This is a genomic window from Pontibacter sp. LHS1 (assembly GCF_058932855.1).
The window spans coordinates 14,933-38,042 of sequence record NZ_JBZYWF010000007.1; the positions used below are offsets into that span (position 1 = coordinate 14,933).

Genomic DNA, 23,110 nt, shown 5'->3' on the forward strand with positions numbered 1-23,110 from the left:
GTCTTCTGACAGTGAAGCGTTAAATTTAAGGTATAGACTATTATTTTAATAGCTTTATATAAGCCTAACAGCATAGGGAGCGTTATGCCTATGCAGGATTAAGATAAAGCGTGCACAATTCTGACAAGTCGCGACCTGTCCCTACAAAACCACAAATCGCACATCCACTCAATCACTAACTTACTCAATCAGTAATTCCACGGGTATAACTCCGGCTCTTTGGCGCCACGGGTTTTCATGTGGAGCGGGTGTACGCCCTCGGTCTCGTCGAAGTAGAGGAAGGCATCGTAGCGATCAGGTATAACAGTTGGTACGTAGTTGCCGAATTGCTCGAATTTAGGATCATAGACCACCCCGATGGCACGGTGCGGAATGCGGTGCTGCAACTCCGGCACCTCTCTCAGATCCTTGGAAAGGATGATCTTGTCGTCTGTGCTCATTTCGTGGAGCATGTGTTCCCAACTGCCTGGCTGCGCAGGCGGCACGTCCATCTTTTGCATAGGCGCCCCCCACGATCGGCCAGCGATGACATTGCCTTGGTAGGTGCCGAAGCCAACCAGTTTCACCTGCTCACGCCCATACCTTTCACGCGCCAGCTGCCCGATATTGAACATGCCGTCATCGGCCATATCGGTGAAGCGGGCATCGCCGATGTGCGTGTTATGCTCCCATACGATGGCTTTTGCGTCGGGCTCGTGGAATTCCAGCAGGCGGTCCAGCGTCTCCATCATGTGCGTATCGCGCACGTTCCAGGAGTTCACCCCTCCCCTGATCATGGCGCGGTAGTACTTTTCGGCATTTACTGCCACCAGCGCGTTTTGGGTAGTATTAAACTCATGCTCCGGATCATCAGGGTATATGGCCCGCTTCGATACCTGCTCCAGCATTTGTATCACTTCACTTTCGCAGTCGGTCGGCACAAAAGCCGTTGCCTGCGCATAGGTTTGCGGATCGCGGTGGAAGGGCTCGAAACACTGCACGGCGGCTCGCGCAGCCTCTGCGGCTTTGCCATCATGCTGCTCCATATATTTGAGCACCTGCTCCAGCGATTCCCACAGGCTGTAAACATCCAGTCCGTAGAAGCCTATCTTCTGCTGTGCGTTGCGGGTGTGATTGAAATCCCGGATCCACTCCACCAGTGCGGCTACCTCCCAATTTGCCCACATCCAGGTAGGCCAGCGGCGATAGACACCCAGCACATCGGCAATCTTTCGTCCTGAGTTCTGGTAACCTTTTACGAAGCGGTTCACAGCGTAGCATTCGGGCCAATCGCCTTCCACAGCTATGAAAGTAAAGTTTTTGTCTTCAATCAGCCGCCGCGAAATGGCCGTGCGCCAGGTGTAATACTCTGAAGTGCCATGTGAGGCCTCTCCCAGCATCACCACCCGGGCATCACCGATCTCTTCGATCAGCATATCCAGATCCTTCTCTTTGGTGATAGGGCTGTATTTGAAGCGTTTGTTTTCCATAGGTATCAGGGGCGATTAAGCGTAGCTAACTCATTCTTAAAATTTTGTGTATTGTACTTTCAATCTGGTTTTAATGTTTTGCAAAAAAGAAAGCCCACCGTATCAAACGATACAACGGGCTTACAGAAATAGTATAACAGGGATAGCTTAGGACTGATTTTCCTTGGCAAACACCCTGCGAAGCAACTCAGTCGTGCGGGCAATCGGATTTTCGCGGATGTTAGCTTCTTCCTGGGCAATCAGCAGAAACAGACCTTCCATAGCTTTTTGCGTAGCATACTCGTCCAGGTTCGGGTTCACCTTCTGCACCAGCGGAATTTGGTTATAATGGGTCACCAGATCGGTATAATAGCGAGTGGCATTCGTCTTCTCCAGTGACTGTCGGATTACGGGCATAAAAGCAGCCTGCAATTGCGTTGAAGTCGTGCGCTTGAGGTACTGCGTAGCGGCGTCTTTGTCGCCTTTCAGGATACTCCAGGCATCTTGAATCGTCATTTGCTTGATGGCATTTACAAAGATCGGCGCAGCACTTTTGGCGGCATCCTCGGCTCCACGGTTCAGCGTCATCACGAAGCGGTCCACTTCCTTACCCAAGCCTACCTGACGCAGCGTGTTTTCCACCTTTTGCACATCCGGCGGGAAAGGAATACGGATCAGAGAGTTTTTGTAATAGCCGTCTGTCTGAGCGGCTTGGTTAGAGCCTTTGTTTATACCTACTTCCAGGGCCTGTTTCAGGCCAGAAGCTACTTCTTCGCGGGTAACGGCTCCTCCGGTTCCGGCCATCACACCATCTACAGTTCGTTGAATGTCAGCCACTGTGCAGGCCGAGGCACCCAGGGTAAGGGCTACGAGTGAGGTGTAGAGTAATTTTTTCATGGGTTGTGCTTTTTGTTTGTCAGGCTATACCTGCGCATTGGCTAAAATTACGGAAAATAATGCTTGTCCTGCGCCAAATTGCCCGAACATCTTTAACTTGAATGAGTTTTACTTGGCAACGCACAAATCAGACCAAAATTAATTTTATGAAAGCGGTATATGCAGAAATTATCACGGTAGGCGACGAGATCCTGTACGGGCAGATAGTGGACACCAACTCTGCGTGGATGGGAACCGAACTGACCAAAATAGGCGTGCGGGTGAAACAGATCACCTCTGTTTCTGATGAAGCAAGCCACATCGTGCAGGCGCTCGACGATGCCCGCACCCGCGCCGACATCATCCTGATCACCGGCGGCCTTGGTCCTACCAAAGACGACCTCACCAAAAATGTGCTGGCTGACTACTTCCATACAGAGCTCAAACTGGACGAGCAATCGCTGGCTGACGTGACGGAACTGTTCAAAAGTCGCGGCTATGAGCTGACGGAGCTGAACCGGCAACAGGCTTTTTTGCCGGCCTCTTGCACACCGGTGCGTAATGTGCTGGGTACGGCTCCCGGTATGTGGTTTGAGGATGCGGGCAAAGTGTTTGTGTCGATGCCGGGGGTGCCATTCGAGATGAAGCGCATGATGGAAGACACGGTGCTGCCACAACTTAAAGCTTACTTCAAACCCCCGCATATTATCCACAAAGTGATTCAGACAGTAGGTATACCTGAATCGATGCTGGCCGAGAAGCTTGAGGATTGGGAAACGAGTTTGCCTCCACACATCCGGCTGGCCTACCTGCCCCACCTCGGTGGCGTGCGCCTGCGCCTGACCGGCACCAGCGACAATGCCGAACAATTGGAAAAAGAGCTCGAGGTAGAAGTAGGTAAGCTGACGGCTCTCGTACCAAAGCACATCTTTGCATATGGTGAAGTGCCGTTGGAGGAGGCCCTGGGGCAGCTCCTGAAAGAGCGCGGTCTGACTATCTCCGTTGCCGAGAGCTGCACGGGCGGCTATCTGGCGCACCGCATCACCAGCGTGCCGGGCAGTTCAGCTTATTTTATGGGTGGTGTGGTAGCCTACGACAACAGCGTGAAAATGCAGGTGCTAGGCGTGCAACCCGAAACCCTGCAACAGCACGGTGCCGTGAGTGAGGCAACGGTGCTGGAAATGGCCAAAAACGTGCGCCAGAAGCTGGGAACGGATATTGGCGTCGCCACTAGCGGTATAGCCGGACCGGACGGCGGCACAGCCGAAAAGCCGGTTGGTACGATCTGGATCGCCTATGCCGACCAGCATGGAAGCCGTGCAAAACTTTTGCAATACAATAAAAACCGACAACTCAATATTGAGTATACAGCCTTGGCCGTGCTCAACCTCGTACGCCAAAGTTTGAATATAGCGGTTGAGGAATAGGCTAAAATCATTAACTTTGTTTGCAAATTCGGGTCGCCAGGTATAGCGTGGCTTTGCTTTTCTGTGTCTTCCGGCCCAAAAACTGTCCCTTAATAGAACAACGAATAAACAAAATATGGCACTTGTAGAAATGGTTATGCCCAAAATGGGCGAGAGTATCATGGAAGGTACCGTTCTGAAATGGCTCAAAAACGTGGGTGACACGATTGAGCAGGACGAATCGGTGCTGGAAGTAGCTACAGACAAAGTGGACACGGAAGTACCTGCCATTCAGGGCGGCGTGCTGAAGGAGATACTGGTACAGGAAGGTGACGTGGTAGCCGTAGGCGCCCCGATCGCGATTATCTCTACCAACGGCGAAGATACTGCCGCTCCAGCTCCGGCCGCTACAGAGGCTCCTGCCGCCGATCCGGCACCACAGGCAGCCGAACAGCCTGCAGCCGCTTCTTCTGACGCTTCCGTTGCCAAACTCGACCAGCCAGCCTCCGGCCGTTTCTACTCTCCGCTTGTACTCAACATTGCCCGCGAAGAAGGCATCTCTATGCAGGAACTGGAGTACATACCAGGCACTGGAAAAGAAGGTCGTGTATCTAAGAAAGATATTCTGGCTTACGTAGAGAGCCGCAAAAACGCACCACAGCAAGCAGCCGCTCCGCAGGCTCAGCCGCAGGCACAAGCTCCTGCTGCAGCACCGCAACAGCAAGCCGCTCCGGCACCAGCTGCTCAGCCACAAGCGCAGGCTGCTCCTGCCGCCTCCAAGCCAGCTGCTTCTTACAGCGGAAACGTGGAGATTATCGAAATGGACCGCATGCGCAAAATGATTGCCGACCGCATGGTAGACAGCAAGCGCATTTCGCCGCACGTAACTTCTTTCGTGGAAGCCGACGTGACCAACATTGTGAACTGGCGCAACAAATGGAAAAACGAGTATAAGAAGCGCGAAGGTGAGAACCTGACCTTCACGCCTATCTTCATCGATGCGATTGCCAAAGCGATCAAAGACTTCCCGATGATCAACGTGTCTGTGGACGGTGGCAACATCATCCGCCACAAAGACATCAACATCGGTATGGCCGTGGCCCTGCCAAGCGGTAACCTGATCGTGCCGAACATCAAGAATGCCGACCAGCTGAACCTGAACGGTCTGACCAAGAAAGTGAACGACCTCGCCAACCGTGGCCGTATGAACAAACTCACTCCGGACGACCTGGCCGGCGGTACCTATACCGTATCGAATGTGGGTTCATTTGGCAACGTAATGGGCACACCGATCATCATGCAGCCGCAGGTGGCTATTATGGCCGTTGGTGCTATCAAGAAGAAGCCAGCCGTGATCGAAACACCAGAAGGTGACCTGATCGGTATCCGTCACTTCATGTTCCTGTCGCACTCTTACGACCACCGCGTAGTGGACGGCTCGCTGGGTGGCATGTTCGTGCGCCGTGTGGCTGACTACCTCGAGAACTTCGACGTGAACCAAACGATTTAATTTCTGACAAAAGAGTTTTTTGACAAAAGACAAAAGACCTCAGGTATAAACAGAAAGCCTGCCTCCAGAAAATGGGGCAGGCTTTTTTGCAGGTATAGCTTTAAACATACCTTTTTACTAATATTGATACATCTGTTTCAAACCGCTTCCGTTTATGTGGAAGTATAACCCATCATTAAAACTATGAGAGTTGCCATTGCCTGGATTTTAGCTGCTATTTTTCTTTTTGCAGCTGTTTATTTCTACTGGAAGAAGAATGACGCCGAAAGCCGGCTGCGTATAGCCGACAACAAACTGGCCGAAACCGGTCAGCAACTGGAGCAGGAAGAAGCTGAAACTGATACGCTCGGAGACATGATGCTGCCGCCTGATACCATGGCAGTCGTGCCTCCAGGTGGTGTGGAGTTCGTAGACGAGATGGGTAGCCTGAGCGAAAGTGATGTCCAAAGGCTCCGTAAAAAAGGCCTGCGCAACCCTGAAGTAGACCTGATGAATGACCTGAGCCGAAAGCAAGGGCAGCTTATACCTAGGGAGGGCGTAGTAGGCGGAACCATGACTATCCGTGACAGCCGCATTTTGAACGACCGCTATGCCATGGCCTATTATGAGGACGGCCACATCGGTGGCTATATGATCTTGAAATACGAAGTGAATAACGGTAATATCACCTGGAGAGTGATCGATAGCTCAAGTTTGTAGCCTTCTGCACGATATTTGAGTATAGGAAAACAGGTATAAAATCCAAAGATATGGCGCCTCTCTCCTTCCTGCTTCCTGTATTCATCGCTTTCATCTTGAACCAAGGCAGTAATCTGCAGTTGAGTCAGGATCTCAACAAAGACGTCAAGATACTTGCTAACACATCTGTGTTCATCAGCGACAATGCTACACTGAGCCCTTCTATGCGGACTGTAGAAAGCGATCTGGAGTTATTTTACGTCATGGCCAGCATCAACCTTTCAGAAAGTAAGTATAGCGCCAGGCAGCAAGGCAAGCACCATGTGCAGACGTGGCGTTTCGATGAAGGCAATATCAAGGCTATTCACCAGATCGAGACGACCATAGCGCTTGACACCGTTGTTACCCAGCGTTACCTCGAGAACCGGGCACCCACGCAGCAGCGCATCCAAAACAACTTTAAGTTTCGCACCTACGCTGTTTCCACCGCAGATGCGCTGATCAAGCTCTACTACCTCACCGAAGACGAGCAGGGCTTAATCGAATATAAGATTGACGACCGCCACGTGGAACTTATGTATTCGAAGAAGAAGCTAGGCCTGAGTGATGTCATGCCGAAAGTGAAAGACGAGCTGGATCAGTTGGTGGTGGGGTTGAGCAAGGAGTAAGGTATATAAAAACAGCGGCCGTTCCCTCACGAGAACGGCCGCTGCCATTTATAAAAGCTATACCTTACAGAGACGCCAGACTCTGCTCAATCGCATGAATCTTCGCTTCGGCATCCGCTTGCTTCTTACGCTCGTTGGCGATTACCGCTTCCGGAGCACCGCTCACGAAACGCTCGTTACTCAACTTCTTCACCACTGAGTTCAGGAAGCCTCTGGTATACTCCAACTCCTTCTGCAGACGCTCCCGCTCGGCTTCTACGTCGATATTACCCTCCATCGGGATAAAGAACTCGTCGCCGGCCTCTACAAAGCTGATCGCGCCCTCCACATTCTCCTGCACCAGCGTAATTTCGTTGATGTTCGCCAGCTTGCGGATGATGCTGATGAAATCCTCATAGCCGTCCTGGTTCATCACCTTGATCGCCAGATCAAGGGACTTGTTAGGTGATATGTTTTTCGAGTTGCGGATGTTGCGGATGGCGGCCACGATCTTGAGCACACTCTCCATTTTCTCCGTCAGCTGCTTGTCAAACTTGTCCTGCTTTGGCCAAGGGGCTACGATCAGGTACTCCTTCTCCTTACGCTCTTTCAGGTCATGCCAGATTTCCTCTGTGATGAACGGCATGAACGGATGCAATACCTTCAGCACTTTCTCCAGGAATTCCACAGTCGTGTCCAGCGTTTGCTTGTCGATTGGCTGCTGGTAGGCTGGCTTGATCATCTCGAGGTAGCTCGAGCAGAAATCATCCCATACCAGTTTGTAAACTGATAACAAAGCATCTGAAATACGGAACTTGCTGAAGTGGTCTTCTAGCTGAACAAACGCCTCGTTGAAGCGGGAGTCGAACCACTGCATAGCCGTTTCGTTCGGGCAAGGCAGGCTCTCGTCTACTTCCCATCCTTTAATCAGGCGGTAAGCGTTCCAGATTTTGTTGCTGAAGTTACGTCCTTGCTCTACCAGTTTCTCATCGAACAGCAGGTCGTTACCCGCTGGCGAACTGAACAGCATACCGGCACGTACGCCGTCGGCACCGTACTGGTCGATCAGGTCAAGCGGATCTGGTGAGTTGCCCAGTTGCTTCGACATCTTACGACCTTGCGTATCACGCACGATACCGGTCAGGTATACATTGCGGAATGGCGGCTCATTGCGGAACTCAAATCCGGCCATGATCATACGCGCTACCCAGAAGAACAAAATCTCCGGAGCTGTTACCAGATCGTTGGTCGGATAGTAGTAGAGGATATCCTTGTTATCCGGATCTTTGAAGCCGTCAAATACAGAGATCGGCCACAGCCAGGAAGAGAACCAGGTATCCAGCACATCGTCATCCTGGCGCAGGTCTTCTGCCTGCAGGTTGTCGTTACCGCTTTGCTTACGGGCCAGTTCAAGGGCCTCTTCAGCTGAAGTTGCCACTACAAACGAACCATCTGGCAGGTAGTAAGCAGGTATCTGCTGTCCCCACCACAGCTGGCGTGAAATACACCAGTCGTGCACGTTCTCCATCCAGGAGCGGTACATGTTCTTGAACTTCGGCGGGTGCAGGCGGATTTCGTCATTCATCACCGCGTCAAGGGCTGGCTTGGCCATCTTGTCCATCTTGCACCACCACTGCATTGACAAGCGCGGCTCAATTACAGCACCTGTACGCTCAGAAGTCTGCAGTACGCTCGCATACTCTTCTATCTTCACCAGCAAGCCAGCTTCCTGCAGGTCCTTTACGATGTTGCGACGTGCCGCAAAACGGTCCTGCCCCACGTATAGCTGCGCCTTTTCGTTCAGCGTACCGTCGTCGTTCAGAATGTCGATGGTCGGCAGCTGGTGCTTCTGGCCCAGTTCGTAGTCGTTCAGATCATGTGCAGGAGTTACTTTCAGGGCACCTGTACCGAACTCAATCGACACATACTCGTCCAGAATCACCGGAATTTCTTTGCCCAGCAAAGGAATACGCACGGACTTGCCGTGCAGGTGGGTATAGCGCTCGTCATTTGGGTTCACAGCCACGGCCACGTCGGCCATAATCGTTTCCGGTCGTGAAGTCGCCACGGTGATATAAGTTGGCTCTGCAGCACCTACTACTTCATAGTTCAGGTGGTACATCTTGGCCATGGTGTCTTTCGGAACCACCTCTTCGTCAGAAAGAGCGGTTTTACCCTGCGGATCCCAATTTACCATGCGCACACCGCGGTAGATCTGGCCTTTGCGGTACAGGTCCACAAACACCTCGATTACGGCCGCGCTCATGTCGTCTTCCATCGTGAAGCGGGTACGGTCCCAGTCGCAGGAAGCGCCTAGTTTCTTGAGCTGCTCCAGGATGATGCCGCCGTACTTCTCTTTCCACTCCCAAGCATACTCCAGGAACTCCTCACGGGTCAAGTCTGCTTTGTTGATGCCTTTCTCCTTCAGCATGGCCACCACTTTTGCCTCTGTGGCGATAGAAGCGTGGTCAGTGCCCGGCACCCAGCAAGCCTCCTTGCCCTTCATGCGCGCGCGACGAATCAGCACATCCTGAATCGTGTTATTGAGCATGTGACCCATGTGCAGCACGCCTGTTACGTTTGGCGGCGGGATCACGATGGTGTAAGGTTCCTTTTTCGGGTTAGGCGTAGAACGGAAAAAGCCGCGCTGCATCCAGCTGCTGTACCACTTCTCCTCTACTTCTCTGGGGTTATATTTCGTTGAAATCGACATCGTAAACTAGTTTTTTCTGCTATTTGCGCTAAAAGGCAAAATTAGGGATTTTGATTTAATTGTTGATTGCTATTTGTGGATTGTTACCCTACAGGTATAACAAAACTCCTCTGCCTAGTTATACTCAATAAGACAGTAAGTATAAGCGTAGGAGGTATCCATTAATTATACCTTTCAGACGAGTCGAATGTCATACCTCGTCAGCAGGCCTGCCAATCCATTCTGCGAGAATCGGGCTTTTTTGATGCTGTTCAGCTCTGGGTCGATGACGTAATTGTAGGCTGTGGAGAAGTCGGCCTCACTGAGGTTGGTTCGTTCAAAGACAGCCCCGGCAAGGTCTGTGTTGTCAAATCTGGCCTTTGTGAGCGTAGCTTGCTCAAACACTGCATTTCTTAAGGAACAATCAACAAAGTGTATCTTGGGCATTTTACGCCTTAGGAAAGAGGTGTAGTCCATGAGGCAGCTTTCAAACCCCACCGTGAATAGGAACTCTTCGCATTCGCTGAAGTTTATACCTGTAAGCTTGCACTCTCTGAATGTCACGTTGTTTAGTGTTGAGCCGTGTAGCTTAAGCATGGCGAGGTTGCAGCCTATAAACTGGCAGTCAGTAAAGCGATTGTTTGAGAAATCACTGTTAGAGAAATCGCAGTTTTTGAACACACAGTCCTCAAACTCACGCCCTTTGATGGCTTTGCCTGGGTACGTGATTTTATCGAATGTTTTATCCTGGTGTAGTTGTCCTTCCATAGGTATAGCCTGTAAAGATGAAATAAAAAAACCTGCCGTGAAAGACAGGTTTTTACGCTTTTGGTGTTTGCTATACCTTAGCTGGCCTGGTGCAGCCAGTCTTTTTTCGCCAATAGCTCTTCTTCTGTCTCGCGGTAGTCTGGGTCATCGACGCAGCAGTCAACCGGGCAGACAGCAGCACACTGAGGCTCTTCGTGGAAGCCCATGCACTCGGTACACTTATCTGATACAATGTAGTAGAACTCGTCGGAAATAGGAGGCTGTGCCGCATCGCCGGGGATGATCTCGCCACCGTCGATCTCTACTTCTTTTAGAGCCGTGCCACCGCCCCAGGTCCATTCCGCACCGCCTTCGTAAATAGCAGTATTCGGACATTCTGGTTCGCAGGCGCCACAGTTTATACATTCATCAGTGATCATTATCGCCATAATCGTATCTCCTGTATATTTTTAGTACTTTTGTATCGCTTTATTTATCGAACAAAATTAGGAACATTAAGTATCCCTATCAAATAAATTTTAACACAGCGGCCAGCCATGACATTAGAGAACAGAATCGAAGCTTTTGTGAAGTTGGGGAAGCAACTGCAGGACATGACACCTGAGGATCGCCAGGCCCTCGCCTTTGTGGCAAAAGCCCGGAACCCCTGGTTTGACGAGGCCAACGTTTCGGCTGCCCTGCAAGGCATCATCACCCTGCTCGATGAACAGTATCTCCGTGAATGGCTTTACCCCTACCACCTCAAACAGGTTACACCTAAAAAGGTTGGCGTGGTCATGGCGGGCAACATCCCGATGGTTGGTTTCCACGATTTTCTGTCGGTTTTGGTGAGCGGCCACTTCCTGCTGGCCAAGCTAAGCTCCGATGATGATGTGCTCATGCGCCGCCTTGCCAGCATGCTGGTAGGTATAGAGCCGGCTTTTGCCAATCAGTTTGAGTTCGTGGATTTGCTCAAAGAGGCCGACGCCATCATCGCAACCGGCTCGGACAACACGGCCCGCTACTTCGAGTACTACTTTGCCAAGCGCCCGCACATCATCCGTAAGAACCGCACCAGCATCGGCGTGCTCACAGGTCATGAAGAGGAAGAGGACTTGCGCGCGCTGGGCAACGACATTTTCCAGTACTACGGACTCGGTTGCCGCAATGTGTCCAAGGTGTATGTGCCGGAGGGCTATACCTTCGACAAACTGTATGAAGCCAACGAGCATCATAAAACGATCCTCGACCATCACAAGTACCAGAACAACTACGACTATAACAAGTCCATCCTGCTCGTCAACCGTGTGCCGCACTTTGATAATGGGTTCTTGTTAGTGCAGGAGAGTGAGCAACTGGTTTCTCCTATCTCGGTGCTGTTCTACGAAACCTTCACCTCCCTTCCTGACCTGCGCCACAAGCTGACTGCCGTAAAGGAGAAGACACAGTGTGTGGTATCCGCACACGGTTGGCTCGAGGGTAGCATCCCTTTCGGTGAGGCCCAGTGCCCGATGCCGTGGGATTATGCTGACGGCGTGGATACGATGGCCTTTTTGCAGAAGCTGTAAGGTATAGCCGTAAATATGAGGACTCACGTTCTTTGGTCTATACTCGCGCTTATATTAGCCACAGCTTCAGGTTTAGTTGTTTACAGTTTGCTTAAACCTACTTATACCTACAGCCGTCCCGCACAACCAGCTTTTGTCATCAGTTTTGACGATAAGTATGTCAGTGAATGGCATGCTCACAAAGAACTTTTCAAGAAGTACAAGGTTAAAGCCACTTTCTTTATCACAGTGCCACATCAGCTCTCCAAGTCTGAAATAGAAATGCTACAGGAGTTAGCTGCAGATGGACACGAGATCGCCTCCCACGGTTATCAACATGAAAACTCCAGCAAGTTCATCAAGGAGCATGGTGTAGCCGCATATGTTGCACATGAAATCACGCCTGCTATTAAAGCTATGCAGGCAATTGGATTCTCTCCCTCCACATTTGCTTACCCCTATGGCGCACGCTCCCTTAAGCTTGACCAAGAGCTTACAAAGTACTTCCATCTGCTGAGAGGCGATTCGTGGAAGGTGACGGGGAAAGGTATAGAGGAACTGGACAGAATTTTTTACAAATATGATGGCAGCCGATTGGTTCACGGCCTAGGTGTAGATAGCAACAGTGGCGTTACGTTGCAGGATTTGGAGGCAGGCTTTAAGCGGGCTTCTCAAAACAAAGAAGCAATCCTTATTTATGCACACAATATTTCAGAGGAAACAGCAGGCTACAGCATATCACCTGAGACACTCGAAGCAATATTTCAACTCACTCAGAAATACAAATTAAGCTCGCTTACTTTCAGGGAGCTAGTCTTATAAGATCCTCAAATACAGTTCCTCTACAGAACCAAAATATTGGTGTGGCATGTTTTGTGGTTATATACCAGCCCACACTAAAATTTTACGACTATGAAGAGGACCGATAAGAAAGCCAACCTGATTGAAAAGGAGTGCATTCCAATGCTCCACTTTAGCACCGAAGACGTGCTGAAAGATCCCACTGCCCGCAGTATACGCTACTACGAGGCCAATCGTGCCGCCATTCTGGGTAACGCCTACCGCAACAAAGCGATCATTACTTTTTGCACCGATGACGGAGATGTGAAGAAAGTGGAAACGACTGTTTGGTGCTACGATGACAAGTTTGTGCTGCTGAAATCGGGTACATTTCTGCCGTTGAAATCCATCCTGAAAATTGAGAACAGCTAATGGCGCAACAATCTACTCACCTGACCTCCCGCTATACCTGTAGGCGAAACGCATCTAAACCAAAACAGCCCGCCTGAGACGGTAAAAATCTCTGCGGGCTGTTTTGGTTTTCGCGAGTAACAGACTCGCTTTTATCTGTAGGCACGGGAATGATTCCCCGCCAGTACGTAGCCAGTTATAAAAAATTACAGGTCGGTTTAATTGGAGAGTGATTGTAACAGGTATATCTATTTACTTTCTACCTCTTCAACTCTCAAACGCCTAAACTTTCTAGATTCTCTCCAGCACCTTCACAATCAAACTATCAATCACTTCTTCGGCATTTGCTGCGAACTCCTGCGAAATGCGGTTGGCAACAATGGCGTTGAGCGACAGCATTTCGTGCCCCAACAGGCGGCCCATGGCGTAGTAGCCAGCTGTTTCCATTTCGAAGTTAGTAAGACGAAAGTCGCAAACTCGAAAGTCCTGGTATACCTTTAGCAGATCCGGATTGCGCAGTCCACCGCGTAGCACACGGCCTTGCGGGGCGTAAAAGCCCGGACAGGTCAGTGTATTGCCCGGAATCATATCAAAGGCGATCTTCTCGATCAGATTTTTTGAGCCATTCACCACGTACGGCCGGAAGCCTACACCTAACTGTTCTTGCAAGGCTTTAGAGATGCTTTGCTCGTTCTCGTCTTGCTCCAGCGGATAAAACTCCATCAGTGAATCCAGACCTATACCATAGTGCGAAGCCAGATGACTACCCAGCGGAATGTCTGGCTGCAGCGAACCAGAGGTACCGATGCGCACGATCTTCAGCGATATCTTTTCTTCATTCGGCTCACGAGACTGAAAATCGATGTTCACCAGCGCATCCAGTTCGTTCATCAGAATATCAATATTATCGGTACCCATACCTGTCGAGATGACGGTGATGCGCTTGCCTTTGTAGTAGCCGGTGTGGGTCACAAATTCACGCTTGGTGATCTGCACCTCTATCTCATCAAAATATTTGCTCACCATAGGCACACGGTCCGGGTCGCCTACCGTAATGATGGTATCTGAAATGTGCTCTGGCTGCAGGTTGAGGTGGTAGATCGTGCCGTTCTTATTGATAATCAGTTCTGATTCTGGAATTGCCATAGGATTGGTTGCGTTAGAAACAAAGAAAAGCGTGGCTGGAAGGCGCACGCTTTTCTGAGCTTTAGAGAATACTTATTTAGATACGGCAGAAGTCTTGCGACGGTTGAATCCTTTTAGCGGATTGTAGCCATTTAAGTTCTTCTGGTAATAGCCTGTGCCGTCGTACGGACGCTTCTCCGGGTGCTCTTTGCACTCGGTAGAGCAGGCGCCTTCCAGTTCCCAACCGCACTTCTCGCAGATTGGCACGTGCAGGTTGCACACTGGGTTGGCACAGTTCACCATGCGGTCTTCTACAGTACCACAAACTTGACACTTCGAGATTACTGTTGGGTTCACGGAGTTAACATCCACGGCCACACGGTTGTCGAACACGTAGCATTTGCCTTCGAAGTCTTCGCCGCCGGCCTCTTTGCCGTATTTGATGATGCCGCCATGCAGTTGGTACACGTCCTCAAAACCCTGTTCCAACAGGAATGCACTGGCTTTTTCGCACTTGATACCGCCGGTGCAGTAGGTCAGAATTTTCTTGCCTTTCAGCTCTTCTTTCAGGGCGTCGATCTTTTCCGGAAACTCACGGAAGTTCTCGATGTCCAGTGTCACGGCGTTCTTGAAGCGGCCCACGCTGTACTCGTAATCCGAGCGCATATCCATCACCACTACATCGTCGCGGTCTTTCATTTCCTTGAATTCCTTTGGAGAAAGATGGGTGCCGGTGCGCACGTTCGGGTCGATGTGCAACAGGCCGGAGTGTACGATCTCAGCTTTGGTACGCACATGCAGCTTAGCAAATGCGTGCTTATCCGACTCGTCTACTTTGAAATCGACTTTGGCAAAACGTGGATCAGCTTTCACGATCTCCATGTACTTGTCGCAGTCGGCTTTCAGACCCGAAACGGTACCGTTGAGGCCCTCTTTAGAAATGATGATACGGCCGAGCAGATTCAGCTCCAGGCAAAGTAAATGGTGCTCCTCCCGGAACGCCTCAGGGTCTGCTATCGGTGTGTAGCAGTAGTACAGTAGTATGCTGTATGGCTTGTTCATAACTGCTTAGTTTCAGCTAAGTGTTAAAGTTAAATTGTTTGCCCCTGCGGGGCTATTGTTGATTGCTAAATTGTTGGGTGCACGATCCGGACTGGTCACGACCTGTCGCTACGAACGGGCTCGCTTTTATACCTGCCCGACACGACGTTACGGTGTAACGTCGGTACTTTTCAAATTCTAAACCCTTGCAAATTTCCTGCTTTTCTTTTTAACCAAAAATGACTTTGGTCAGTTCGGTTTTCGAAGGCAGGACAGGTATAAAATTATTTTATCGGAGCAGCTGGGTTGCCGAACACAGTGGCTTTTGCTGGTACGTTAGCGACCACCACAGAGCCTGCACCAACGCGGGCATTCTTGCCAATCTTCACCCCTGACACGATCACAGCGCCAGTACCGATAAAGGCACCGTCTTCAACCATCACTTCGGAGTTGATCACAGCACCCGCACCTATTTGCACATTGTCGCCGATCTCAGCTTTGGTATCTACCAGCGCACGTGATTCGATGATGTTGTAGTTACCGATTTTCGCATTGTTGTTCACGATGGCGCCTGCGCCTACCATGTTGCCGTGGCCTAACCAAGCGTGTTCTGACACAGCACTGAATTTATGAATGGCGTTGACAGGTACTACTTTGTACTCGTCTTTGAGCATCTTGATCAGGCCTTTGCGAGCGGCTGAGTCCTCTACGGCCACAAACACGTCGCATTTCTTGCCGATCAGTTTCAGAAATTCGTTATCTTCTGTGCTGCTCATCACCGACACATTGTTCAGTTCCTGCTGCTGCAGGTCCTTGCTGTCGTCGAGGAAACAGTACACCACCACGTTGTTGCTGTTAAATATATCAAGAGCTGCCGTACCCAGTTTCTGGGCACCAAGTATAATTACCGGATTTTGCATAGCCTATTTCAAATAAGGTGCAAAGGTACAAAGAATAGTGCTAATCTGCAGCGATTTGTGAAGGCTCGTCTTCTTCGTGCTGCGGCTGACGAACAGGCAGCAGGTAACGGAGCAGCTCGCTGTTCGTTTTGCAAAGCAGCAGCAGGTATACTGCAAAAGGCAACACAACCACTCTATACCTGTTGAGGGTTCCCAGATTCGGCATACTGTAAGCCAGCAGAACGCCCATCACAAAAACGAAAACAAGCACTGCAGTGAGTAGGTAGCCATAGCGCCACTTTATACGTCCAGCTTCGAAAAGGTCGCGGAGGAACCCAAATGCCAGCACCAACAGCAGGGTATTTTCCAGAGCCGCTGCAAAAGTGCGCACGTTATATACCTCCCATATAAAAGGCCGGAACAGCATACCAATAAAAGCCAGCTGCGAGTGTAGCGCAAAGCTCAGGTAGGTTGGCTCCAGGAAAGGAAAGTCGATGCGGGGCTTGCCCTGCGAGGCCAGCAGACTGACCTGGTAATTGCCATAAACCACATCCGGAAGGGTCTCCAGGTTCAGATTAGGATTGAGTTGTGTCCCCAGCCAGGCTATACCTGAAAACAGCACCAGCAGTGCCAGCCCCTTTAGCAGCCAGTGAATGTGCGCCAGTCTCGGACTGTAGAAGATTACTTTCAGTAGCAAGGCCAGGGCCACAGTCAGTGCAAGTGCCACTGCCACAAAGTATTTCACGAGCCAGATCAGGTATAGGCCCAGCACTGCCAGCAGCAGGTATAGCAAGGGTTTGCGCTTCAGCTTCCCGAATAGCAGGTATAAGCTGCCTCCCAGCAGCAGCCCCATCCCCCCCATCAGCACGCTCTCCTTTAGCACCCCCGAGGACCAGTACACAACTGAAGGGAACACCAGAAAGGCCACTACGGCAGGTATAGCCGTTGTTGGGAAATATCGGGCCAGCGCATTCACAAAGAACCACAGACCAGCAAAACTGAACAGCGACAGGTAAATCGAACTGAAGTAGTAGTTGTCGCCCGTCAGTAGCATTGGCACGCTCAGCAGGCGCGGCATGTTCCAGGCGCTTTCGTAAAAAGGCTTCTGCAAACCTTCCAGTGGCGTGCCGCTTGGGTCGTTGAAAAAGAGGTAATGCAGGTATGTACCTATACCTTCTTCATGAACCAGGTCGGTCATCAAGAGAGCCCGTTTGTAGTAGAGCTGCGTGTCGCCTTTATCGAACACGTAAAAGCTCAGCACCCCGATCAGCACCCCACAAGCCAGCTTGAGCAGCAGCGTCGGGAAAAAGAAAGGCCGCAGCTGCGGGTTCCAGTCCTGTTTCCAGAGCCACCAAATTAGTCCAGCCAGCACCAGCAGGTTCAGGCCGTAGATCAGTATACTCACGTAGTTGGTAGATTTTGCTTCATAATCTTGTTGCCAATGGCGCAGCGCAGGCAGTTGACTGGCTGGCAGTAGCGTTTGTAGAGTCCAAGGGCTGCCTGGTTGTCGGCGGCAGAGGCGGCTTTCCAACCCAGTTCCTCGTACTGGCGCGTGATGCGGTTGCTGGCCTCCTTCACCTTTTCGAGCAGGTCCACCGCTTTATCCAGGTGCTCCAGCTGATCTGTGTGCACAGCATAGGCTGCTAACAAGGGCGCTGCCACATTGATAGTCAGATTCTGCGCACTCGACCTTCCCAGTTGCACCTGCACTGTCTTCGACTCAGCCCCAAAGGTATAATGTTTTTGCCAATAAGCCGACATCGGCGCCTGCCACAGCGCATCGTAGTTCTTTACTCCCTCGGTGTGGATGATAGTGGAAAACAGGCTTTTGTGCTTGTGCAGCAGTGCCGCCAGTTGTGCCAGTCGCACGGTAGGAAAGTTTGCAGGTCGCATGCGCAGGAAGTTCCAGTGGTGCCGCTGCATAGCAAGCTCCTGCAGGTTATACTTGCGGCTCAGGTAGGCATGTTCTCTGGCCAGCCTGGTGCTGTACTCGTCTAGAGGCTCAGCCAAAAAACCCGCCTGACCGAACAGCAGGGACTCCAGCTGAAACAAGTCGTGCTGATGCTTGCGCACTACCTGCATCGGCAGCGCACGGGTCAGCCGCTCGAATGGCTCCTGATTGATCTTGAACCCAAAGGTCTTGCAGAGCACCTGAAAGGCAGTGGCCTCCCAGTCGTTACCGAGCTGACGGTATACCTGCAGCACCTCCTCCCCTTTCAGCTCCAGTCGCTCGGTGAGGGCGCGGCCCAGCATCATGGTCTTAGTGATATCCGGCACCTGCGGCCAAAAGCCGGCGCAGGGTATAGCAAAAGGGGTCCGCCGCAGTTGCTCGTAGGTTTGCAACAGGGCCAAATTTACTCTGTTTTTCAGTTCCAGTGTAGGTATAAAGGTACTATCGGTTCGGCGTACAGCCTCGTCGGCCTCCCACACCACATGCAGTACCACCTGATTATACTTGAAGTCGAGCTGGTGCTGGTGTCTCCGCCAGTCGGAGCCGCGAAGGTGTATCTCCACACTCCCCGACCATTCTACTTCTCCTACCCGGATGATCGCTTCCTTGAAATCAGGCCCTGCATCGGTGTTGTACATCCCTACCCGCAGCACCTGCACCGCTTCCCCCTCTACCGTGTACAAATCCGTTTTGTCGAAATACTGATGCTGCCAGATGTAGTGCAGGAAGTCTTCTTTCATGCGCCTTGGTTGTGGTTGGGAAAGTTTACGAGTTTGGGAGTTTAGGAGTTAGTGAAGTTTGAGAGTTTAGGAGTCATGAATGAAGATATTAGAATGGATAGTTTGGCGAGGGAAAGCAACTTTGCTTTTGGGGAAAGCTTTAAAAAGCGGACAAAGGAATTTGCATTGCGATGTATACGTCTGTTCAGGGTACTGCCTAAGCAGGCCGATGCCTATATTTTAGGAAAACAGTTATTAAGATCAGCCACATCGGTTGCTGCCAACTACCGCGCAGCCTGCCGCGCGCGTTCTAATGCCGAGTTTGTAGCTAAGATAGGTATAGCGCTTGAAGAAGCCGACGAATCACTTTTCTGGTTGGAACTGTTGGAAGAATCAGAAATTGTAACAGCAAGTCGTCTTGCGTCATTGAAGCAAGAAACCAATGAACTGACCGCTATCCTAGTCACAATAAGAAAATCATCCTATAAACGCATCAACTCCTAAACTCTCAAACCCTTAAACTCCCAAACTTTACTATCTTTGCAGCCTTAAAATTAAACGATTATGATTTCAGTTGACGCGGTGAGCGTGGAGTTCAATGGTGCAGCCCTTTTCAGCAATGTTTCTTTCAACATCAACGAAAACGACCGCATCGCCCTCATGGGAAAAAATGGAGCAGGCAAGTCTACCCTGCTCAAAATTATAGCGGGCGCCAGCAAGCCTACCCGTGGCAAGGTGTCAGCGCCGAAAGATGCCGTGATTGCCTACCTGCCGCAGCACCTGCTCATCGACGACAACTGCACCGTGTTCGAAGAGGCTTCCAAGGCTTTCGCCAAAGTCCTCGACATGAAAAAGCAAATGGATGCGCTCAATGCTGAGTTGGAAACCCGCACCGACTACGACTCCGATGAGTATTATAAAATCATCGAACAGGTATCGGAGCTGGGTGAAAAATACTACTCTATTGAGGAGATCAACTTCGACGCGGAGGTAGAGGTTACCCTTAAGGGCCTTGGCTTTACACGCGAAGACTTTACGCGCTCCACCAACGAATTCAGTGGCGGCTGGCGCATGCGCATCGAACTGGCTAAGATCCTGCTTCAGAAGCCGGACCTGATCCTGCTCGACGAACCGACCAACCACCTCGATATTGAGTCGATCCAGTGGCTCGAGGATTTTCTGGTGAACAACGCCAAGGCCGTGATCGTGATCTCGCACGACAAAACCTTTGTGGACAATATCACCAACCGCACCATCGAAGTGACAATGGGCCGCATCTACGATTATAAGGTTACCTACAGCCAATACCTGCAACTGCGCAAAGAGCGTCGTGAGCAGCAGCAAAAGCAGTTTGAGGACCAGCAGAAAGAGATCGCCGATATCCAGACCTTTATCGACCGCTTCAAAGGCACTTACTCGAAGACCCTGCAGGTGCAGTCGCGTGTGAAGATGCTGGAGAAAATGGAGATTGTGGAGGTGGACGAAGTAGATACCTCTGCTCTAAACGTTAAATTCCCGCCTGCACCGCGTTCCGGCAACTATCCGGTTATCGTGGAGGAACTTACCAAAAAGTACGGTGACTATACCGTGTTCAAAGACGCTTCCATGACCATCAACCGGGGTGAGAAAGTAGCTTTTGTGGGCAAGAACGGCGAGGGTAAGTCTACGCTGGTGAAAGCTATAATGGGTGAGATCGACTTTGAAGGCAAGCTGCAACTAGGCCATAACTGCATGATCGGCTACTTTGCTCAGAACCAGGCCGCCTTGCTCGACGGTGAACTGACCGTATTCCAGACCATCGACGAGATTGCTGTGGGTGATGCTCGTACCCGTGTGAAAGACCTGCTAGGCGCCTTTATGTTCAGTGGCGACACGATTGAGAAAAAGGTGAAAGTACTTTCCGGTGGTGAAAAGACCCGATTGGCGATGATCAAGCTGTTATTGCAGCCAGTGAACCTGCTTATTCTGGACGAACCGACCAACCACCTCGACATCAAGACCAAGGACATCCTGAAAGACGCCCTCAAAGCTTTCGACGGCACGATCATCCTGGTTTCGCACGACCGCGACTTCCTCGACGGACTGGCCGATAAGGTGTTTGAGTTTGGCAACAAGCGTGTCCGCGAACACTTTGAAGACATCAACGGCTTCCTCCGTAACAAGAAAATGGAAAATCTGCGGGAGATTGAAAGGAAAACGGTGTAAAACTCCTCACATTGCAATACATAAGCTAAACAGAAGAGCCAATACGATATGTATTGGCTCTTCTGTTTACATTGTTGCCGAGGCCGGCAGCGCCATGACCGCTGAATCTAATGTGCTCGTCTTTGTTCGCTTTCCAATTATTGTGCTGGACAGCCTAATGGCTGGGAGGTATGTTTCTGTATTACCAGAAGCTACGCCACAAGGCAAAGCGCCAGCTTTGGAAAACGCAGGTTGCTTTTAAGAAGGCAACCCCGTCGCTTTATCTAATACAGGCGCTTCTCGTAGCTTTCTTTTAATATAGCGCTGATGTACTCTTCGCTATAGTCCGGTTTCCTGATGTGATCTGCCAGCATTGCAGCCGGGCGTGGCAGCATTTCCTTCTCTGGCCACTGCTCAGGCTTCCAGAGGCCCGAACGCTTAAACGCCTTTGCGCAGTGGATGTAACACTCCTCTACTTCCACCCCTATACCTACAACAGGCACTTTTCCCTGCGCCGCAAGCTGCGTCAGGATGATTTCGTCTTTGATGATACAAGCCTTGCCATTTACACGGAGCGTTTCTTCCAAACCCGGAATAATGAAGATCAACCCGACTCTAGGGTTCTCCAGAATGTTCCGAAGCGAATCGCATCTTTTGTTGCCGGGTCGCTCCGGTATAACCAGTCGTTTTTCGTCGAGCACCAGCACAAAGCCAGCCGCATCTCCCCGAGGGGACACATCGCAATTGCCTGCGGCGTCACTCGTGCTTACAAAAAGCATAGGCGCTTTGGAAATGAAGTCACGGCAGTGCGCATCCAGGTAATCTATCGATTTGTTGTTGACCAGCTCGCTAGGTGTGCCCAGCAATGCTTGCAATTCCTCTTTCGTGCTGATAATCTCTGAAAACCCGTTGTTCATGCTATTGTCTTATTATACCTATCACAATATAAAATATAAACGCCATACCTGCGTGCCTGGCTTGGGTATGGCGTTCTATTATTATTTCTCAGGAATTGACTCTAAATTCTTACAAATGCGTCACATATTGCTCCAGGTACTGCTCCATCTCCTTCTGCACTTCCAAAGCAGCTTCTCTGGCACGATCTGCGAAATCGCGACCGGAGGAAGCATAGATAATGGCACGGGAGGAGTTGACTAGCAGTCCGCATTGTTGGTTCATACCTAAGCGGGAAATCTCTTCGAGACTGCCGCCCTGTGCACCTACGCCCGGTACCAGCAGGAAGTGATTCGGCACAATGGCTCGCACCCTTTCAATATACTCGCCCTGCGTAGCGCCCACCACATACATCATCTGCCCTACGCTGGCCCAGTTGGCACTCTCGCGCAGCACTTGCTCAAACAGGTATTCCTCATTACCATCCGACAGCTTCAGCATTTGAAAGTCCTTACTGCCCGGGTTAGACGTAAGCGCCAGCAAGATCACCCAGCGGCCCGGCTGTACCAGGAATGGTTTCACCGAATCGGAGCCCATGTAAGGTGCTACCGTCACGGCATTGAAGTTCATGGTTTCAAAGAAAGCGCGGGCATACAGCTCAGAGGTGTTGCCAATATCACCACGTTTGGCATCAGCAATGGTAAAGATCTCTTCAGGTATAATCTCCAGTGTCTTCTCCAAACTCACCCAACCTTTCGGGCCCTGTGCTTCATAGAAGGCGATGTTCGGTTTGTAGGCCACACACAGGTCGGCAGTAGCTTCCACGATCTGGCGGTTGAACTCAAACACAGGGTCTTCGTGGTCGAGCAGATGCTCGGGCAGGCGCTTGGGGTCGGTGTCGAGGCCAATGCACAGGTATGATTTTTTCTGGAGTATCTGCTCAAACAGCTTTTCTCTGGTCATGATAGGTATAGGAGCTAAAGTTCAGGTATAGCAAAGCTAGTTTTTTTAGAGGCAGCTACAAATTTTTTATCCCTGCAAAGACCACTAATTATAGCCCTTGCCCAAATCCGCCAAGCCTTGCAACCATTTCAGCACAAAAGGGATCGACATAATAACCAGCACCTTAAAACGAAAAGCTATGATACGACACCTGTGCACCCTCACATTGATTCTCTTAACTGCCTCCGGATGCTCCAAAGAAGATTCAGAACCTCCGGTGCAGGAGCGCCCTGCTCCTATTGTCCGTGTAGAGGCCCCTGCAACCGCACAAGTAGGTGAAACTGTAACTGTGAACGTTCACTTTCAGGTTAGCGGAGGCTGTGGCCAGTTCGGCTCTTTTAATGTCAGCTCTTCTGGTAAGGAAACAGTCATACGGGTGGTGGCGAAGTATAAAGGGAACGTCTGCACCGATGATCTGCCTATCCGTACGGCTCCCTATACCTTTCGCCCAACCGAGGCAGGAATCTATACATTAAAGTTCCGTTCCACTCCTCAAGTGGGGTTTATCATTGCAACTATAGACGTCGGGGGCTTTTAAGCGTCTTTATAAACC

The 23,110-nt window shown here is 50.8% G+C and carries 22 protein-coding genes; 10 read left to right on the forward strand and 12 right to left on the reverse strand.

From position 1 onward, the window contains the following. Window positions 1-188: 188 nt before the first annotated feature. Window positions 189-1,469, reverse strand: coding sequence for an erythromycin esterase family protein (locus AC5FXQ_RS14045; RefSeq protein ID WP_493603062.1), 1,281 nt, complete (start codon window positions 1,467-1,469; stop codon window positions 189-191). A gap of 147 nt (window positions 1,470-1,616) precedes the next feature. Further along, window positions 1,617-2,345, reverse strand: coding sequence for a DUF4197 domain-containing protein (locus tag AC5FXQ_RS14050; protein WP_493603063.1), 729 nt, complete (start codon window positions 2,343-2,345; stop codon window positions 1,617-1,619). A 146-nt stretch (window positions 2,346-2,491) separates the two neighbouring features. Between AC5FXQ_RS14050 and AC5FXQ_RS14055 the strand changes: the two genes are divergently transcribed. The 4 genes from AC5FXQ_RS14055 (at window position 2,492) to AC5FXQ_RS14070 (ending at window position 6,586) form a co-directional block, all read left to right on the forward strand. Beyond that, complete coding sequence (locus AC5FXQ_RS14055; protein ID WP_493603064.1) at window positions 2,492-3,751, forward strand: competence/damage-inducible protein A; 1,260 nt, start codon at window positions 2,492-2,494, stop codon at window positions 3,749-3,751. A gap of 115 nt (window positions 3,752-3,866) precedes the next feature. After that, on the forward strand, window positions 3,867-5,240 hold the full coding sequence (locus tag AC5FXQ_RS14060) for a dihydrolipoamide acetyltransferase family protein (RefSeq protein ID WP_493603065.1): 1,374 nt from the start codon (window positions 3,867-3,869) through the stop codon (window positions 5,238-5,240). 183 nt (window positions 5,241-5,423) lie between these two features. After that, the gene (locus tag AC5FXQ_RS14065; RefSeq protein ID WP_493603066.1) at window positions 5,424-5,939 is read left to right on the forward strand and encodes a hypothetical protein; all 516 of its coding nucleotides are present in this window, start codon (window positions 5,424-5,426) and stop codon (window positions 5,937-5,939) included. Window positions 5,940-5,989: 50 nt separating this feature from the next. Beyond that, on the forward strand, window positions 5,990-6,586 hold the full coding sequence (locus AC5FXQ_RS14070) for a hypothetical protein (protein WP_493603067.1): 597 nt from the start codon (window positions 5,990-5,992) through the stop codon (window positions 6,584-6,586). Window positions 6,587-6,650: 64 nt separating this feature from the next. On the opposite strand, the gene AC5FXQ_RS14075 is transcribed toward AC5FXQ_RS14070, so the two are convergent. The 3 genes from AC5FXQ_RS14075 to AC5FXQ_RS14085 form a co-directional block, all read right to left on the reverse strand. Next, window positions 6,651-9,278 (reverse strand): valine--tRNA ligase, encoded by a 2,628-nt coding sequence (locus tag AC5FXQ_RS14075; protein ID WP_493603068.1) that lies wholly within the window; start codon window positions 9,276-9,278, stop codon window positions 6,651-6,653. A gap of 174 nt (window positions 9,279-9,452) precedes the next feature. Continuing rightward, complete coding sequence (locus tag AC5FXQ_RS14080) at window positions 9,453-10,025, reverse strand: pentapeptide repeat-containing protein (RefSeq protein WP_493603069.1); 573 nt, start codon at window positions 10,023-10,025, stop codon at window positions 9,453-9,455. A 77-nt stretch (window positions 10,026-10,102) separates the two neighbouring features. Continuing rightward, on the reverse strand, window positions 10,103-10,453 hold the full coding sequence (locus tag AC5FXQ_RS14085; protein WP_116542782.1) for a 4Fe-4S dicluster domain-containing protein: 351 nt from the start codon (window positions 10,451-10,453) through the stop codon (window positions 10,103-10,105). Window positions 10,454-10,561: 108 nt separating this feature from the next. On the opposite strand from AC5FXQ_RS14085, the gene AC5FXQ_RS14090 reads away from it, so the two are divergent. The 3 genes from AC5FXQ_RS14090 (at window position 10,562) to AC5FXQ_RS14100 (ending at window position 12,763) form a co-directional block, all read left to right on the forward strand. After that, window positions 10,562-11,572, forward strand: coding sequence for an acyl-CoA reductase (locus AC5FXQ_RS14090; RefSeq protein WP_493603070.1), 1,011 nt, complete (start codon window positions 10,562-10,564; stop codon window positions 11,570-11,572). A gap of 87 nt (window positions 11,573-11,659) precedes the next feature. Then, the gene (locus AC5FXQ_RS14095) at window positions 11,660-12,373 is read left to right on the forward strand and encodes a polysaccharide deacetylase family protein (protein WP_493603071.1); all 714 of its coding nucleotides are present in this window, start codon (window positions 11,660-11,662) and stop codon (window positions 12,371-12,373) included. Window positions 12,374-12,463: 90 nt separating this feature from the next. Beyond that, a complete protein-coding gene (locus AC5FXQ_RS14100; protein WP_493603072.1) occupies window positions 12,464-12,763 on the forward strand; it encodes a hypothetical protein in 300 nt (99 codons plus the stop codon). 270 nt (window positions 12,764-13,033) lie between these two features. Here AC5FXQ_RS14100 and AC5FXQ_RS14105 read toward each other — a convergent pair whose 3' ends face one another. The 5 genes from AC5FXQ_RS14105 to AC5FXQ_RS14125 all read right to left on the reverse strand — a co-directional run bounded on the left by AC5FXQ_RS14105 (window position 13,034) and on the right by AC5FXQ_RS14125 (window position 18,498). Beyond that, window positions 13,034-13,888, reverse strand: a complete 855-nt coding sequence (locus AC5FXQ_RS14105; protein ID WP_493603073.1) for a nucleoside phosphorylase — start codon at window positions 13,886-13,888, stop codon at window positions 13,034-13,036. Window positions 13,889-13,960: 72 nt separating this feature from the next. Next, a complete protein-coding gene (trhO, locus tag AC5FXQ_RS14110; protein ID WP_493603074.1) occupies window positions 13,961-14,929 on the reverse strand; it encodes an oxygen-dependent tRNA uridine(34) hydroxylase TrhO in 969 nt (322 codons plus the stop codon). 263 nt (window positions 14,930-15,192) lie between these two features. After that, window positions 15,193-15,828 carry a NeuD/PglB/VioB family sugar acetyltransferase gene (locus AC5FXQ_RS14115; RefSeq protein ID WP_493603075.1) on the reverse strand — a complete coding sequence of 212 codons (636 nt, stop codon included), beginning with the start codon at window positions 15,826-15,828 and terminating at the stop codon, window positions 15,193-15,195. Window positions 15,829-15,868: 40 nt separating this feature from the next. Beyond that, on the reverse strand, window positions 15,869-17,212 hold the full coding sequence (locus tag AC5FXQ_RS14120) for a hypothetical protein (protein WP_493603076.1): 1,344 nt from the start codon (window positions 17,210-17,212) through the stop codon (window positions 15,869-15,871). Further along, window positions 17,209-18,498, reverse strand: coding sequence for a DUF2851 family protein (locus AC5FXQ_RS14125; protein ID WP_493603077.1), 1,290 nt, complete (start codon window positions 18,496-18,498; stop codon window positions 17,209-17,211). Before AC5FXQ_RS14125 ends, AC5FXQ_RS14120 begins: the two co-directional genes overlap by 4 nt. 75 nt (window positions 18,499-18,573) lie before the next feature. Between AC5FXQ_RS14125 and AC5FXQ_RS14130 the strand changes: the two genes are divergently transcribed. Further along, window positions 18,574-18,981: a four helix bundle protein gene (locus AC5FXQ_RS14130; RefSeq protein WP_493603078.1), complete on the forward strand. Its 408-nt coding sequence runs from the start codon at window positions 18,574-18,576 to the stop codon at window positions 18,979-18,981. A gap of 60 nt (window positions 18,982-19,041) precedes the next feature. Beyond that, window positions 19,042-20,682: an ABC-F family ATP-binding cassette domain-containing protein gene (locus AC5FXQ_RS14135; RefSeq protein WP_493603079.1), complete on the forward strand. Its 1,641-nt coding sequence runs from the start codon at window positions 19,042-19,044 to the stop codon at window positions 20,680-20,682. 263 nt (window positions 20,683-20,945) lie between these two features. Here the strand turns inward: AC5FXQ_RS14135 and AC5FXQ_RS14140 are convergent, their stop codons facing one another. Together AC5FXQ_RS14140 and pyrF are read right to left on the reverse strand one after the other, a co-directional pair. Beyond that, a complete protein-coding gene (locus AC5FXQ_RS14140; RefSeq protein ID WP_493603080.1) occupies window positions 20,946-21,578 on the reverse strand; it encodes a pyridoxamine 5'-phosphate oxidase family protein in 633 nt (210 codons plus the stop codon). 109 nt (window positions 21,579-21,687) lie between these two features. Beyond that, on the reverse strand, window positions 21,688-22,518 hold the full coding sequence (pyrF, locus tag AC5FXQ_RS14145) for an orotidine-5'-phosphate decarboxylase (RefSeq protein WP_493603081.1): 831 nt from the start codon (window positions 22,516-22,518) through the stop codon (window positions 21,688-21,690). A gap of 178 nt (window positions 22,519-22,696) precedes the next feature. On the opposite strand from pyrF, the gene AC5FXQ_RS14150 reads away from it, so the two are divergent. Beyond that, window positions 22,697-23,095 carry a hypothetical protein gene (locus AC5FXQ_RS14150; RefSeq protein WP_493603082.1) on the forward strand — a complete coding sequence of 133 codons (399 nt, stop codon included), beginning with the start codon at window positions 22,697-22,699 and terminating at the stop codon, window positions 23,093-23,095. Window positions 23,096-23,110 lie beyond the last annotated feature (15 nt).